Origin of the sequence: Salinicoccus halodurans, assembly GCF_900114445.1 — a bacterium.
Taxonomy (GTDB): domain Bacteria; phylum Bacillota; class Bacilli; order Staphylococcales; family Salinicoccaceae; genus Salinicoccus; species Salinicoccus halodurans.
Window position 1 is genome coordinate 665,276 of sequence record NZ_FOTB01000001.1, and the last position, 14,750, is coordinate 680,025.

The following is a 14,750-nucleotide window of genomic DNA, read 5'->3' on the forward strand; positions in this document are numbered from 1 at the left end:
AGATAGGTGTTATTAATGAACAGACACGAACAACGAAAAAAAATATTCCAGATAATATTCCAAAAAGACCATGATTTGGTAGATCTTGAAAATACCGCATTTTATGATTTATATAAGACGCACGAGTATATTAAACGGATCATTGACTTTTATCTCGCTAATAAGACACGGGTGGATGCTGATATTAGCGCACATTTGAACAAATACACGTTGGAGCGTATCCCGAAAGTGGAGCGCAACATTCTGCGTACTTCAATCAGTGAACTTCTGGAGGGTGACTCGCCTGAGAAGGTGGTTATCAACGAAGCAGTGCTGCTCGCAAAGTCTTACGGTGAGAAAGACAGCTACCGTTTTATCAACGGTGTGCTTAAAAACTTCATTAGAGAAACGGATGAAAATCCATATGGAGAACAGTAAGTATCTATCTGTGGGTGCTCTGACCAAGTACCTCAAATATAAATTCGACCAGGACCCGTATTTGACACGGGTCTTTATCAAAGGCGAATTATCCAACGTGAAAAGACATACCAGCGGCCACATTTTTTTTGCTTTAAAAGATGGCAATGCTGTAATTCGGGCCATTATGTTCTCTCGGAGTGCTAGTGGCTTAAAATTTGAACCAGAGGAGGGACAGAGTGTCCTGCTCCAGGGTAGAATCAGTATTTTCGAATCCAGTGGACAGTACCAGATTTACGTGGATTCCATGGAAATCGACGGCATAGGTATGCTGTTTGAACAACTGGAAAAAGACAAGAAGGAACTGGACGGGAAAGGTTATTTTGATGCCGGGCATAAAAAGCCCCTTCCCAGGTACCCGGGTACTATCACAATCATCAGTTCAGAAACCAGCGCAGCATACCGGGATATGATCACCACACTGCGCCGCCGCTTCCCGCTTGTCAGAGTGTCAATGATCAATACTATGATGCAGGGCCGGGGAAGCAGGCAGGCGGTCATCGACAGCCTGGATTACGCAGACAGTCTAAGCAGTGATGTCATCATACTCGCCCGCGGCGGCGGATCGATTGAAGATTTATGGACTTTCAATGAAAAGTCCGTTTCATTGAAAGTATTTGAAATGAAAACTCCTGTGATCACCGGAGTCGGTCATGAGACTGACACTACACTGGTTGATTTTGTTTCTGATGTCAGAGCCGCAACACCGACGGCAGCAGCAGAAGTTGCTGTACCTGACACCAGGGATATACAGGATAATCTCAGCAGTTTCGACACTTTCATGATGCGCAGTATGTCCAAAAAGATTGAGTTCCATAGAAATCAACTGGAATCTCTGTCGAACTATTACAAATTAAAAAATCCTGAGCTTCTTTATGATCAGCAGACGGAAAAGCTGGCAACCCTCAGGATGAATCTCGATACAAGAGTTAATACGATACTGCGGGAAAAGAGATACCGTCAAAATAGCATAAAAGATAAAATAGAATATAATAGTCCCCGGCCGATGATTGAACGGTTCAAAGAAATACTTGGTGAATCAAAAGCACGTCTGGATGAAGAGATGGCCGATACGGTCACTGACAGAAAAAAGCAGCTTTCATCCACAATTGAACTGCTCAACTCACTGAGTCCGACTAGCATACTGCTCCGGGGTTATTCATTCACTGCCAAAGATGGTAATATTGTCCGCAATTCGGAAACACTTGCCCCGGGTGATGAGATAGAAACAACGTTGAGTGACGGGGAAATCACATCTAAAGTGACAGAGGTGAAAAACAATGTCAGAAAATAAGACCGAGACTTTTGAAGAGAAAATGCAGACGCTGGAAAAGATTGTAAGACAGCTGGACGAAGATGAAGTTTCACTCGAAGAATCTCTCAAACTTTATCAAAGAGGGGTGGAACTGTCTTCAGAATGTGATAAAATCCTGAAAAATGCCGAACTGAAAGTGGAAACCTTGAATCGAAAGGACGATGAGGATGAATGAAGAGCTGAAGCACTACAATGATAGAGCGGAAAATCTTATACTGAATCATCTTGAATCGGGTAATGTTTCCAAAATGATAAAGGATGCAAGCATCTATTCAATACAAGCTGGCGGAAAAAGATTCCGTCCCTATTTAGTATTTGCCACATTAAAGTCATTCGGGTTGGACCCGGCTGCAGGTCTGTCTGCTGCGGGTGCAATTGAAATGATCCATACCTACTCATTGATCCATGATGATCTTCCTGCCATGGATGATGACAATTACAGACGCGGACAACTGACAAATCATAAAGTGCATGGAGAAGCAGTGGCAATTCTGGCAGGGGATAATCTGCTTACAGAAAGCTTTAATGTCCTGGCAGAAGATGAATCACTGCCTGCTGATATCCGAATCCAGCTTGTCCAGGTCGTTTCCAGGGCTGCCGGCCAGTCAGGGATGATTGGAGGACAGATGCTGGATATAGAGGCAGAAGGGAAAAATATCACTATGGATGAATTGGTGATGATCCATCGCCATAAGACAGGAAAACTGATCGTTGCTCCAATTGAATCCGCAGCAATCATTGCAGCTGCCGACGATGAAACCAAGGCTCTTCTGTTGAGATTCGCCGAATATCTCGGCATCCTATTTCAGATCAGAGATGACATCCTGGACGTTGAAGGGGACATGTCTGTTACAGGCAAGCTGTCCGGAAGCGATGCACGTAAAGAAAAAGTTACATATGTAAGCACATATGGTCTCAATGGCGCAAAAGAACAATTGGAATTATTGAAGGATGACGCAGAAGAAATATTGGAAAATCTGTCTTCAAAACTTGATACCGATGAGCTTTACAGCGTTCTGCAGATGTTTGCAGTAAGGGAACAGTGATAATTCATTATAATGAATTATCATTTTTTGTTTTTTAGTATTATCCAATAGTGGTATAATTGGCATTAGTAAATTCAAAGGTGGTTGCTATATGAACCTGTATAGTATAGAAAATCCATCATTTTTGAAAGGTAAAAGTGATGAAGAACTTAAAGAACTGGCACAGGACATCAGAGAATTCCTTATCCAGTCATGTTCCGAAACGGGCGGCCACATCGGCGCCAATCTCGGAGTAGTGGAATTGTCGATTGCACTGCATAAATATTTTGATTCACCGACAGATAAATTCATATTTGACGTTGGTCATCAGGCATATATCCATAAAATCTTAACAGGACGCATCAGTGGTTTTGATACACTGAGGCAATACAAGGGTTTGTGCGGTTTCCCCAAAGTTCGCGAATCAGAGCACGATGTCTGGGAAGCCGGTCATTCATCCACTTCTCTTTCAGCTGCGATGGGGATGGCAAAAGCGCGTGATATCCAAGGCGGAAGCCATCATGTAGTCCCTGTAATCGGTGACGGTGCATTAACAGGCGGCATGGCGCTTGAAGCACTCAATCATATTGGCTCCGACAGGACCAATATGACAATCATCCTAAATGATAATGAAATGAGTATTGCTCCTAATGTAGGAGCAATGCATAACATGCTGGGCAGGATGCGCACAAATACACAGTACAATCGTGTGAAACATGATATTGAAGATTTCATTAATGGTCTTCCGCAGGTAGGTTCAAAACTCAGGGATATGGCAGACCGTATTAAAGACAGCATGAAATACCTTGTAGTCAATGGTATCTTCTTTGAAGAACTCGGCATAAAATATATCGGTCCGGTCGATGGTCATGATTTTGAAGATCTTGCCCGGGCAATCAAATCATCCAAGGATTACAATGGTCCTGTTGTCGTGCACGTAATTACGAAAAAAGGAAAAGGGTATCATCCTGCAGAAGCAGATAAGCTGGGAAAATGGCATGGTCTCGGTCCTTATAAAATTGATACCGGTGAAGTGCTCGGCAGTAAAACAACGCCTTCCTGGAGTGAATTCATGTCCAACACTGTCCTTGAATACGCAAAGGAAGACGATCGCATTGTCGCTATGACACCTGCAATGCCGGTGGGAAGCAAGCTTACGAAATTCCAAAATGAACTTCCGGAACGTTTCTTTGATGTAGGAATTGCTGAACAGCACGCCGTAACAATGGCAGGCGGTCTTGCAGCAGCCGGCATGAAACCTTATCTGGCAATCTATTCAACTTTCCTTCAGCGCGGTTATGATCAGCTTCTTCATGACGTTGACAGGCAAAACCTGAATGTAATGATCGGCATCGACCGGAGCGGTCTGGTAGGTGCTGACGGCGAAACACACCAGGGTGTGTTTGATATCAGTTTCATCTCGCCACTTCCGAATATGACACTCATGATGCCAAAAGATGAAGTGGAGGCCCGGCAGATGATAGACCTGTCGATCCGCCACGAAGGGCCGGCAGCCATACGCTATCCGAGAGGAAACGTAAAAGGATTGGATATGACAGAGGGAAGAGCATCATTCGAACTTGGAGAATGGGAGGAAGTCGTATCCGGTGAAGATATCGCAGTCATTTCATTCGGTCCGACATTGGATCTTGCCATCGCTGCCGCTGCCGCTCTCAAAGAGTCGGGCATTGATGCAAAAGTGATAAATGCAAGGTTCATCAAACCGCTCGATGAAAAAATGCTACTTTCACTCGGCGTTCAAAATATACCGATCGTTTCAGTAGAGGAGTCCATGCTCGCAGGCGGGCTTGGGAGCATGATCGCTTCGTTCATGGCAGATCATCATTTCACAAATCCTATAAAGCGCATCGGCATTGACAGCGAATATGTCGAGCATGGTGATGTAAATAAACTCCTTGACGATATCGGCATATCGGTCGGAAATATCATACTGCAGTCTAAAACTTTACTGGAGCAGACCAATGAAAAAGAAATTAAGAATTGATGAATATATTCATCAGGAATTCAATTTTGGTTCATTGGAAGATATCAGAAGAATCATAATGGCAGGAAAAGTGCTGAATAACGATACACCCGTATATAAACCTTCTGAAACCATTGAGACGGCGAAAGCAAACATCCGTTTTAAAAATATCCGTCCTTTTGTTTCGAGGGGTGGTATAAAACTTAAGCACGCTTTGGAAGTCTTCGATCTGAAAATAGAAGGCAGCGTTGTCGCAGATATCGGTAGTTCGACCGGCGGTTTCACCGACTGCGCATTGAAAAATGGCGCTGTGCATGTCTACGCCATCGATGTCGGTACAAATCAACTGGACTACAGGCTCCGAACGGACAAAAAGGTCACTGTAATGGAACAGACCAATTTCAAAAATACCGTGCATGGGGATTTCAAGGATAAACCTGTTGTTTTTACGATTGATGTTTCATTTACCTCAATCGTTCCTATCCTGCGGCACATAGTGGATTTATTTGATCATGAATATGACATCATTGCACTCATCAAACCCCAGTTCGAATCCTATTTGGAGGAAAGGGAAGAAGATGGGATCATACATTCTTTGGAAACTCACGAAGCTGTGGTTACCAGAGTGATAGATGAATGTACCAGACTCGGACTCACTTCTATTGCTCTTGACCGTTCCCCGATAAAAGGGGGCAAAGGCAACATTGAATATTTATTGCATTTGAATCATGGAAGAACTGACTTGAAATCCATTGATGAGAAAGGCATTCGGCCAATTATTTTCGGCTGAATGCTCTTTTTTGTGTTATATTCATAAGCTTTATGATATTATATGAATAAATATACAACGGGAATCGAGGAGGACAGCCCATGTCAAATAAGTCAATAAGGCAGATTAAAATCAGAGAAATCATTTCAAATGGAAAAGTCGAGACGCAGGAGGACCTGGTGGAAAAATTGAATGTATATAACTTCAATGTTACACAGGCCACTGTATCCCGGGATATTAAAGAGCTACAGTTGATAAAAGTTCCTACACCGAGTGGATCTTATATCTACAGTATGCCAAAAGACAGGAAGTTCCATCCTCTGGAAAAACTCGGGAGATATTTGATGGACAGTTTTGTGAAACTTGATTATACAGGTAATCTCCTTGTTCTTAAAACACTGCCTGGCAACGCCCAATCCATCGGAGCCATAATTGACCAGCTGGAGTGGGAAGAAGTCATTGGTACAATATGCGGCGATGATACCTGTCTGTTGATTTGCAGGGATGAAGAGGCACAACTGGAAATTAAGGACCGAATCTTTAATCTGATTTAATTGGAGTGGTAACTTTGCTCATACGTCTGAATATAAAGAACTTTGCAGTACTCAAAAATATTGAGCTTGAATTTAATAATGGTCTGACAGTAATTTCCGGAGAATCCGGTGCCGGAAAATCCATGATCATCGAGGCGATCAGATATCTTTATGGAAAAAGGGCCTCGGTCGAGGATATAAGGTTTGAGACGGAAGGTGCTGTAATCGAAGGAGTATTTGATTTCCCTGAATCCCGGGAAGTAAGAAAACTTCTGGCCGAAAATGACATTCCTCAAGAAGAACTTTACATTGTCAGACGTGAAATTATGCAAAATAGAAAAAGCATCATCAAAATCAATTCCCGTATGATCACTTTGGGGGCACTCAGGAATATCATGAATGAAGTCATCAGCATTCATTCACAATCCTCTCAGAATGAAGCGTTGGAGTATGGAATGCATATTGTCTATCTGGACCGTTTCATAGGTATCCATGAAGAGGAAAAATATAAACTCTATAAAGAAAGTTACAAAAAATTCAAAGCACTTGAAGAAAAAATACAGGATCTGGAATACAAGGATCGGAACCGCATGCAGCAGCTTGAGCTCTACAGGCACCAGTACGATGAGCTTTCATCAATGGGTTTGGTACATGGAGAGGAAGAGCAGCTGGAAGAGGAAATCAGCTATTTCAATAATTACGAAAAGATCCACGATACACTTTCCATTATGAGGACCCAGCTGGACTCGGAATATTCCCCGCAGGTCATGTTGTATGAAATCCATAAATCTATCGAAACCATGAGTAAGTTCGATGAGACATATACAGCTTTCACAGAGACGATTTTAGAATCCTATCATCTGTTGAACGAGCTGGACAGCAAGGTGTCGGGCGACTTATCAAATGTTGATTACGATGAAGGAACGTATAATGAAAAACAGCTGAGGCTCGCTTCTATAAATAATCTTAAACGTAAGTATAACAAGACGACTGAGGAGCTGATTGATCTTAGGGAATCATTGAACGAAGATATCATGCAGCTCGAAAATATCGCCCAGTCATTTGAGAAGTTGGAAAGTGAAAAATCAGCTGCACTCGATGAAATGGAAAAACTGGCCAGCTTTCTCCAAAATTACAGAGTGGAACGTAAACATTTCCTTGAAAACCGTATAAAGAAAGAGCTTCATGATTTGGATATGCCGGATGCCGACTTCGAAATAGAAGTTAAAGAGGGGACATTCAATCAAAGAGGATATTCAGATGTTAAGTTTCTATTCTCACCGAATAAAGGAGAGCCTCTGAAATCGATGAACAGCATTGCTTCCGGTGGGGAAATATCCAGGGTGATGCTTGCCCTGAGGACAATATTCACAGAATTTGACAGGCATTCGCTGCTCATTCTCGATGAGATAGACACTGGAGTGAGCGGAGCTGTAGCTACAAAGATGTCAGAAAAGATGAAATTGCTGTCCAAAGCCAGACAGGTACTGGTCATCTCCCATCTGCCGCAAGCTGCAGCTGTTGCTGATAATCATCTGTATGTGTCCAAGAAAACCATGGGCGCGCGGACTGTTTCCACGGCTGAATATTTGGATGAAAGCGCACATGTATATGAAATTGCACGAATGATGAGCGGTTCCGATGTCACTGATGCAGCCCTTGAAAATGCAAAGACTCTCATCGAAGGACAAAAATAAGAGGCGGACATCAATCAGTCCGCCTCTTTATTGTTTCCCTGAGCCTTCCGACTTTGCCGGGATTGTTCTATAAACCGTTCCGACACCCTTTTATTCTTCCTTTCACGGTGCAGTATATAACCGCCAATGAACCATACGCCGAAAATTGTCAGCCCAAGACCGACAACAAATTGAACGACTGTCAGTGTAAAGGGATCATTGACTACCCCGAACATGCTGTCTCTCATATATTTAATTCCCAGTCCCGCAAGGAATACAGGAACAATCAGTATAACCAATGCAATCATTTTTCTCATGAAATCACCCGGAATTCTAATAGATAATACACATTATACATGAACAAAACTTCAGTTTAAAATAAATCATTCTTTTAAAACTTCTGAATATTCCATGTTTCGGTAAAATCATGTATTTTGATTTAGGGATATGTATAATAAAATATATGGGGAGGGGACATAATGAAGTTTGATGAAATATTCGAAGAGTACAAACATGAAATGACAACGCTTTCAATTTGCAAAGCGGCCGATATGGATGTGCTCAAACCTGTTCTTCGTCTTTTCAAAGAAACGAATATGAGATTTCATCTTGTGGATGATAAGTCCAGACTTGAAGAAATGCTCGAAACACTTGACGAAGAACTTATTGATGGCAACCGGATGATCGTCCATCATTCTGCAACTGATGAAGAAGCAGCAACAATTGCTGTAGGTCTCGCTGCAGAAGGTAAAGCAGATATTCTCATGAAGGGGCTGATTTCAACCTCGACGATCTTAAAGGAAGTATTGAATAAATCGCACGGTCTTATCCAAGACCGCATTCTGAGCCATGTTGCATTATTCGACCTTCCGAATTACCATAAAGCTGTACTGCTCAGTGATGCAGCAATGAATATTGCGCCTGACGCTGAGCAGAAAACAGCAATTATACGTAATGCTGCAGAGACCGGTCATAAATTGGGGATGGAAAGACCTAAGGTCGCGCTATTGGCAGCTGTAGAAAAAGTGAACAGAAAAATATCATCTACAATAGATGCCGAAACAATTATAGAAGCGGACGGACTTGCCGATCTGGATATATCAATCGACGGTCCACTGCAGTATGACCTCGCAATATCAAAAGAGTCAGCTGAACATAAAAACTTAGAATCTGAAGTCGCAGGGGATGCAGATATACTTATAGCCCACAATATCGATGCGGGCAACGTGCTGTACAAGGCGCTTGTTTATTCAGCAAATGCCAGGGTTGCATCTGTTATTACTGGCGCAAGTTTACCAATAGTATTAACATCAAGAGCAGATAGTGCGGAAGATAAATATAATTCAATAAGGCTTGCAATGAAGATTTCACAAAATTAAACAACGGGAGTGCTTATAATGATATTTGATAAAATGGTAGAGTTTGATTATGAACAATTGGTATTCTGTCACGATGAGACAAGCGGTCTGAAAGCAATCATCTGTATACATGACACTACACTCGGGCCGGCTCTGGGCGGATGCAGGATGTGGAATTATGAAACAGAAGAAGAGGCGATTGAAGACGTACTGCGCCTTGCCCGGGGCATGACTTATAAAAATGCTGCAGCAGGACTTAATCTGGGTGGCGGTAAAACAGTTGTAATCGGAGATGCCAAAAAAGATAAATCCGAAGCTTTCTTCAGAGCGTTGGGCAGATATGTTAACAGCCTGAACGGCAGATATATCACTGCAGAAGATGTGGGTACCACAGTGGCTGATATGGATCTTATCTATCAGGAGACCCCTTATGTCTGCGGAATGAGCGAATCCTATGGTACAGGCGGCAATCCAAGTCCGATGACGGCATTCGGAGTTTATATGGCGATGAAACGAACTGCCAAAGAAGCTTTCGATGACGATTCCCTCGAAGGCAGGACAATTGCTGTTCAGGGTGTAGGAAATGTTTCTTACAGTCTCTGCAGACATCTTCATGAAGAAGGTGCAAAACTCGTCGTTACGGATATCAGCCAGGAGGCCATTGACCGTGCCGTTAATGATTTTGGTGCAAAAGCCGTTGGGATTGAAGAAATATACGATGTGGAGGCGGATATTTTCGCACCTTGTGCACTCGGAGGCGTCCTGAACGATGAAACTATTCCAGCTCTGAAAGTCAAAGCGGTATGTGGCAGTGCCAACAACCAGCTTCTTGAAGAGGATAAGCACGGTGAACTGCTTCAGCAGCGCGGTATCGTTTACGCACCTGACTATGTCGTCAATTGCGGCGGCGTAATCAACGTGGCTGATGAACTTCAGGGATATAACAAAGAACGTGCCAAATCCAAAGTGGAAGGTATTTATGACCAGATGGATAAAATATTCAACATTGCCAGGCGTGACAGGATAACGCCGGCAGTTGCAGCAGACAGACTTGCAGAGGAACGTATCGAGAGCATGATGCGTGTGAAAAGCACATTTTCACAAAATGAAATCACACCCCTCAGCAGGAGGTAGCCGCGACTGATGCGATATAATATTCTCGTTCTCAACCTTGGGAGTACATCCACCAAAGTTGCGATTTACAATAATTTGAACAGCCTTGCCGAAGAAACTCTCAGACATCCTTCATCTGAAACTGTTAAACCCATGCCGGAACAGATTGAATATCGGTTGAAAGCGATTCTCGGATTTCTGACTGAGCAGAACTTTGATCCATCCACCATCGATATTGTGAGTGCGCGCGGAGGCACACTCAAGCCGATTGAAGGCGGCACTTACAACATCAATGACCAGATGGTGACAGATCTCCTCGAAAGCAGATACGGCAGACATGCTTCAAATATGAGCGGTCTCATAGCGGACAGGTTCAGAAACAAATATGACTGCAAAGCTGTAATCACCGACCCGGTAGTCGTCGATGAGCTTGTAGATGAAGTTCGTATGACTGGATTGAAAGGCATTGAACGAAAATCGATTTTTCATGCGCTGAACCAGAAAGCCGTTGCGAGAAAATATGCCGAATCAGTTCATAAAGATTATGAAGATATAAATGTTATCATATGTCATATGGGCGGAGGCATTACTGCGGGGGCGCACAGAAGAGGGAGAGTCATAGATGTAAATGACGGACTTTCCGGTGAAGGGCCGATGAGTCCGAACAGAACCGGTTCACTTCCCAATGGTGCATTCGCAAAATATGTCATCGATCATCAACTGGACTATGACTCAGCTTATGAACTCATTACTAAAAAGGGCGGATTCATGTCTCTTGCGGGCACACAGGACGCTCTTGAACTGGAAAAACAGGCACTTTCGGGCGATGGCAGTGCCATAGCGATATACGAGGCGATGGCAGTGCAGATTGCCAAAGAAATTGCCGCCCGGGCGGCAATTTTAAAAGGCGAAACCGAGCAGATCATTTTTACAGGCGGTCTCGCATACAGTGAATATCTCATCAACCTTATAAACCCGTATATTTCATTTATCGCACCGATCACCGTCTATCCGGGAGAGGAAGAGATGAGTGCATTGGCTGAGGGCGCGTATCGCGTGATAAGCGGTGAAGAAAGCATGAAGACCTACGAATAGGAGTGAAACTGAATGGCCCATGAATATGATTTAGTAGTTCTCGGCGGAGGAACAGCAGGATATGTGGCGGCAATCAAAGCCAGCCAACTTGGTTTGAAAACTGCAGTCGTAGAGAAAAGCAAGCTTGGGGGCACCTGTCTGCACAAAGGGTGCATACCGACAAAAAGCATGCTGAAATCCGCCGAAGTGGCAAATACGATTAAAAACGCAGAGCGATATGGTATAGAATCCTTTGTCCCTTCCATTTCCATGGAAAAGATAATCAGCCGTAAAAATGATGTCGTTGAACGGATGCACGGTGGTATCAAACAACTTATGAAGAAAAACAAAATAGATGTATTCAATGGATACGGGCGCATACTGGGACCATCCATCTTCTCTCCTATGGCAGGAACGATTGCTGTTGAAAACCCTGAAGATGAAGAAGCTGAAAGTGAGATACTTGTGAACCAAAATGTACTGATTGCATCAGGGTCTTATCCAAGAGCGCTCCCCTTCCTGCCGTTTGATGGAAAGGTCGTGCTCTCCAGTGATGATATGATGTCACTCAGCACAGTGCCCGGGAAAATGGCTGTTGTGGGAGGCGGCGTCATCGGTCTTGAATTTGCAAGTCTGCTTGCGGATCTTGGATCTGAAGTGACTGTCATGGAAGCAGGTGATCAAATCATCCCTGCAGAAGATAAAGACATCGCCAGCCATCTTAAAAAAGCTCTGGAAGATAAAGGCATCGAATTTATCACAGGCCTCTCACTCGACTCAGATTCTGTACAACGCTCTGCCTCCTCCATCACTTTTGATACAGATGGTAAAAGCAGAACATTTGATAAAGTCCTTGTTTCCATCGGGCGAGCACCGAATGTCGATGATATCGGCCTTTCGAATACCAAAATCCAATTGGAAAATGGTTTTATAGCAGCAGATGAGCATTATCAGACAAAAGATAAAAATATATATGCGGTTGGTGACGCCATCGGCAACCTTCAGCTTGCCCACGTAGCAACAAAAGAGGCGATGATCGCCGTAGAACATATGGTAGACAGTAATCCATTCCCACTTGATTACAGAACTGTACCAAGATGTATATATACTTCACCTGAAACAGCATCGGTAGGCTACACTGAAAAGGAACTGAAAGAAGAAGACAGGGAATACAAAGCACATAAAGTACCGCTTGCAGCCATCGGCAAAGCTGTGATTGCAGGGGGCGAAAAAGGGTTCGGAAAAATAATAGTGGACCCTGCTACAAAAGATATCCTTGGCGTTTCAATCGTCGGACCCGGTGCAACGGAACTGATTAATGAGGCTGCACTGGCAAAATTCCTGGATGCCTCGTCACTTGAACTTGGAATGTCGGTCCATGCCCATCCTTCCATAGGGGAAGTGCTGATGGAACTCGGACTCGATGCAGACGGGATAGCAATACATGTTTAAGGAGGACAATCGCTTGATGGATTTTAAAGAAGTGGGTCTCGATAAAGAAGACCTTAAAAAAATGTACCGTACAATGCTTCTTGCCAGAAAACTTGATGAAAGAATGTGGCTTTTGAACAGGGCGGGAAAACTGCCTTTTGTCATTTCCTGCCAGGGTCAGGAAGCAACACAGGTAGGTGCAGGATATGCACTGAATAAGGAAGTGGATGTAATCAGTCCTTATTACAGGGATTTGGCACTAGTGACTCATTTCGGGATGACACCGGAGGAAACAATGCTTTCCGCTTTTGCCAAACAGGGTGATATTTCCAGCGGCGGCAAGCAGATGCCTTCCCACTTCAGCAAAAAGGAAAATAACATTCTGACCCAGGGGTCATGTGTTGCAACACAAGTGTTGCATGCTGTGGGAGCGAGCTTCAAGTTCAAGATGGACAATGAAAAGCGCGTCGCTGTAACTACGCTCGGCGAGGGTTCGTCCAACCAGGGAGATTTCCACGAAGGCCTGAACTTTGTAGGGGTACATAATCTGCCCTTCATATGCATCATCGAGAACAATAAATATGCCATCAGCGTTCCGGCAAGCCTTCAATATGGTGCAGATAAACTTTCTGACCGTGCGGTCGGTTACGGGATGCACGGCGAACACATTGACGGCAACGACCCAATCGCCGTATATAAAGCAGTTAAAGAGGCCAGGGATCGCGCCGTCAATGGAGAAGGTGGAACATTGATCGAAGCGATGTCAACAAGACTTACTGCACATTCTTCAGATGATGATGACTCATACCGCGGAAAGACTGAACGTGAAGGAATCAAAGAAGAGGACTGCCTTATCAAATTCAAAGAATACATGATGGAACATGAGGTTGCTGAAAATGCCTGGTTCAATGAATTGGATGCAGAACTCAAAAAACAAGTGACAGATGCAACGAAAACAGCTGAGAAAGCACCTTATCCGATGGCTTCAGAAGCATTGACAAACGTGTACGAGGAGGTAAACCATGGCTAAAATATCCTACCTGCAGGCGATTAAAGAAGCACTCGATTATGAGATGGGCCAGGATGAAAATGTATTTGTCCTCGGTGAAGATGTCGGTAAGAAAGGCGGCGTTTTCAAAGTGACAGAGGGCTTGCAGGAAAAATACGGCGAACTCAGATGCTTGGATACTCCTCTTGCAGAATCCAATATTGTAGGGACGAGTATTGGTGCGGCTATGATGGGAAAACGTCCCGTTGCTGAAATTCAGTTTGCTGAATACATTCTTCCTGCAACAAATCAGATACTTAACGAAGCTGCAAAAATAAGGTACCGCTCTAATGGAGACTGGAATTGTCCAATGGTGATCCGCTCACCTTTTGGTGGTGGGATCCATGGTGCTCTTTACCATTCGCAGTCAATAGAGACAATATTCACATCGACTCCCGGACTCAAAGTGGTCATACCATCTACACCTGCTGATGCAAAGGGTTTACTTATCTCAGCAATCAGAGATAATGACCCGGTGCTTTTCTTCGAACATAAAAAAGCGTACCGGCTGCTGAAAGAAGAAGTGCCGGAAGGAGACTACACTGTGCCGATAGGCAAGGCCGATGTAAAACGCGAAGGTGACGATATTACCGTCATCACTTACGGTCTGTGTGTAAATTACGCACTTCAGGCGGCTGAACGTCTGTCGAAAGACGGCTATGAAGCAGAAATTCTCGACCTTAGAACTGTATACCCGCTGGATAAGGAAAGCATCATTAAAGCTGCATCCAAAACAGGCAAGGTACTGCTTGTGACTGAAGACAATCTGGAAGGCAGTGTGATGAGCGAAGTATCTGCCATCATAGCAGAGAACTGTCTCTATGATCTTGATGCCCCGGTCATGAGACTGGCCGGACCGGATGTGCCGTCGATGCCTTATTCGCCACCGATGGAAGATTTATTCATGGTCAATCCAGAAAAGATTGAAGCTAAAATGAAAGAACTTGCAGAGCATTAAAAGGGGGATA

The 14,750-nt window shown here is 43.8% G+C and carries 15 protein-coding genes; 14 read left to right on the forward strand and 1 reads right to left on the reverse strand.

The features are described 5' to 3' along the window. The first annotated feature begins 15 nt into the window (after positions 1–15). The 8 genes from nusB to recN all read left to right on the forward strand — a co-directional run bounded on the left by nusB (position 16) and on the right by recN (position 7,779). Positions 16–417 (forward strand): transcription antitermination factor NusB, encoded by a 402-nt coding sequence (gene nusB, locus BM271_RS03370; RefSeq protein ID WP_046790218.1) that lies wholly within the window; start codon positions 16–18, stop codon positions 415–417. Continuing rightward, positions 404–1,750 (forward strand): exodeoxyribonuclease VII large subunit, encoded by a 1,347-nt coding sequence (xseA, locus tag BM271_RS03375; protein WP_046791484.1) that lies wholly within the window; start codon positions 404–406, stop codon positions 1,748–1,750. The genes nusB and xseA overlap by 14 nt, the downstream gene beginning before the upstream one ends. Beyond that, on the forward strand, positions 1,737–1,946 hold the full coding sequence (gene xseB, locus BM271_RS03380; RefSeq protein WP_046790219.1) for an exodeoxyribonuclease VII small subunit: 210 nt from the start codon (positions 1,737–1,739) through the stop codon (positions 1,944–1,946). Before xseA ends, xseB begins: the two co-directional genes overlap by 14 nt. Further along, complete coding sequence (locus BM271_RS03385; RefSeq protein WP_046790220.1) at positions 1,939–2,817, forward strand: polyprenyl synthetase family protein; 879 nt, start codon at positions 1,939–1,941, stop codon at positions 2,815–2,817. The genes xseB and BM271_RS03385 overlap by 8 nt, the downstream gene beginning before the upstream one ends. Positions 2,818–2,908: 91 nt before the next feature. Beyond that, complete coding sequence (gene dxs, locus BM271_RS03390; protein ID WP_046790221.1) at positions 2,909–4,801, forward strand: 1-deoxy-D-xylulose-5-phosphate synthase; 1,893 nt, start codon at positions 2,909–2,911, stop codon at positions 4,799–4,801. Then, positions 4,779–5,570: a TlyA family RNA methyltransferase gene (locus BM271_RS03395; protein WP_046790222.1), complete on the forward strand. Its 792-nt coding sequence runs from the start codon at positions 4,779–4,781 to the stop codon at positions 5,568–5,570. The genes dxs and BM271_RS03395 overlap by 23 nt, the downstream gene beginning before the upstream one ends. Before the next feature lie 80 nt (positions 5,571–5,650). Next, the gene (ahrC, locus tag BM271_RS03400) at positions 5,651–6,103 is read left to right on the forward strand and encodes a transcriptional regulator AhrC/ArgR (RefSeq protein ID WP_046790223.1); all 453 of its coding nucleotides are present in this window, start codon (positions 5,651–5,653) and stop codon (positions 6,101–6,103) included. Between the two features lie 5 nt (positions 6,104–6,108). Beyond that, entirely contained in the window at positions 6,109–7,779 is a 1,671-nt protein-coding gene (gene recN, locus BM271_RS03405) for a DNA repair protein RecN (RefSeq protein WP_234960392.1), read from the forward strand. Between the two features lie 14 nt (positions 7,780–7,793). On the opposite strand, the gene BM271_RS03410 is transcribed toward recN, so the two are convergent. Beyond that, positions 7,794–8,075: a DUF2627 domain-containing protein gene (locus BM271_RS03410; RefSeq protein WP_046790225.1), complete on the reverse strand. Its 282-nt coding sequence runs from the start codon at positions 8,073–8,075 to the stop codon at positions 7,794–7,796. A gap of 162 nt (positions 8,076–8,237) precedes the next feature. Between BM271_RS03410 and BM271_RS03415 the strand changes: the two genes are divergently transcribed. The 6 genes from BM271_RS03415 to BM271_RS03440 are packed head-to-tail and all read left to right on the forward strand — an operon-like array spanning position 8,238 to position 14,740. Then, a complete protein-coding gene (locus BM271_RS03415; protein ID WP_046790226.1) occupies positions 8,238–9,137 on the forward strand; it encodes a phosphate acyltransferase in 900 nt (299 codons plus the stop codon). Between the two features lie 18 nt (positions 9,138–9,155). After that, entirely contained in the window at positions 9,156–10,250 is a 1,095-nt protein-coding gene (locus tag BM271_RS03420) for a Leu/Phe/Val dehydrogenase (RefSeq protein ID WP_046790227.1), read from the forward strand. Positions 10,251–10,259: 9 nt separating this feature from the next. Continuing rightward, entirely contained in the window at positions 10,260–11,324 is a 1,065-nt protein-coding gene (gene buk, locus BM271_RS03425; protein ID WP_046790228.1) for a butyrate kinase, read from the forward strand. A 12-nt stretch (positions 11,325–11,336) separates the two neighbouring features. After that, positions 11,337–12,755, forward strand: coding sequence for a dihydrolipoyl dehydrogenase (gene lpdA, locus BM271_RS03430; protein ID WP_046790229.1), 1,419 nt, complete (start codon positions 11,337–11,339; stop codon positions 12,753–12,755). A gap of 16 nt (positions 12,756–12,771) precedes the next feature. Further along, entirely contained in the window at positions 12,772–13,764 is a 993-nt protein-coding gene (locus BM271_RS03435) for a thiamine pyrophosphate-dependent dehydrogenase E1 component subunit alpha (protein ID WP_200795316.1), read from the forward strand. After that, on the forward strand, positions 13,757–14,740 hold the full coding sequence (locus BM271_RS03440) for an alpha-ketoacid dehydrogenase subunit beta (protein ID WP_046790231.1): 984 nt from the start codon (positions 13,757–13,759) through the stop codon (positions 14,738–14,740). The genes BM271_RS03435 and BM271_RS03440 overlap by 8 nt, the downstream gene beginning before the upstream one ends. Positions 14,741–14,750 lie beyond the last annotated feature (10 nt).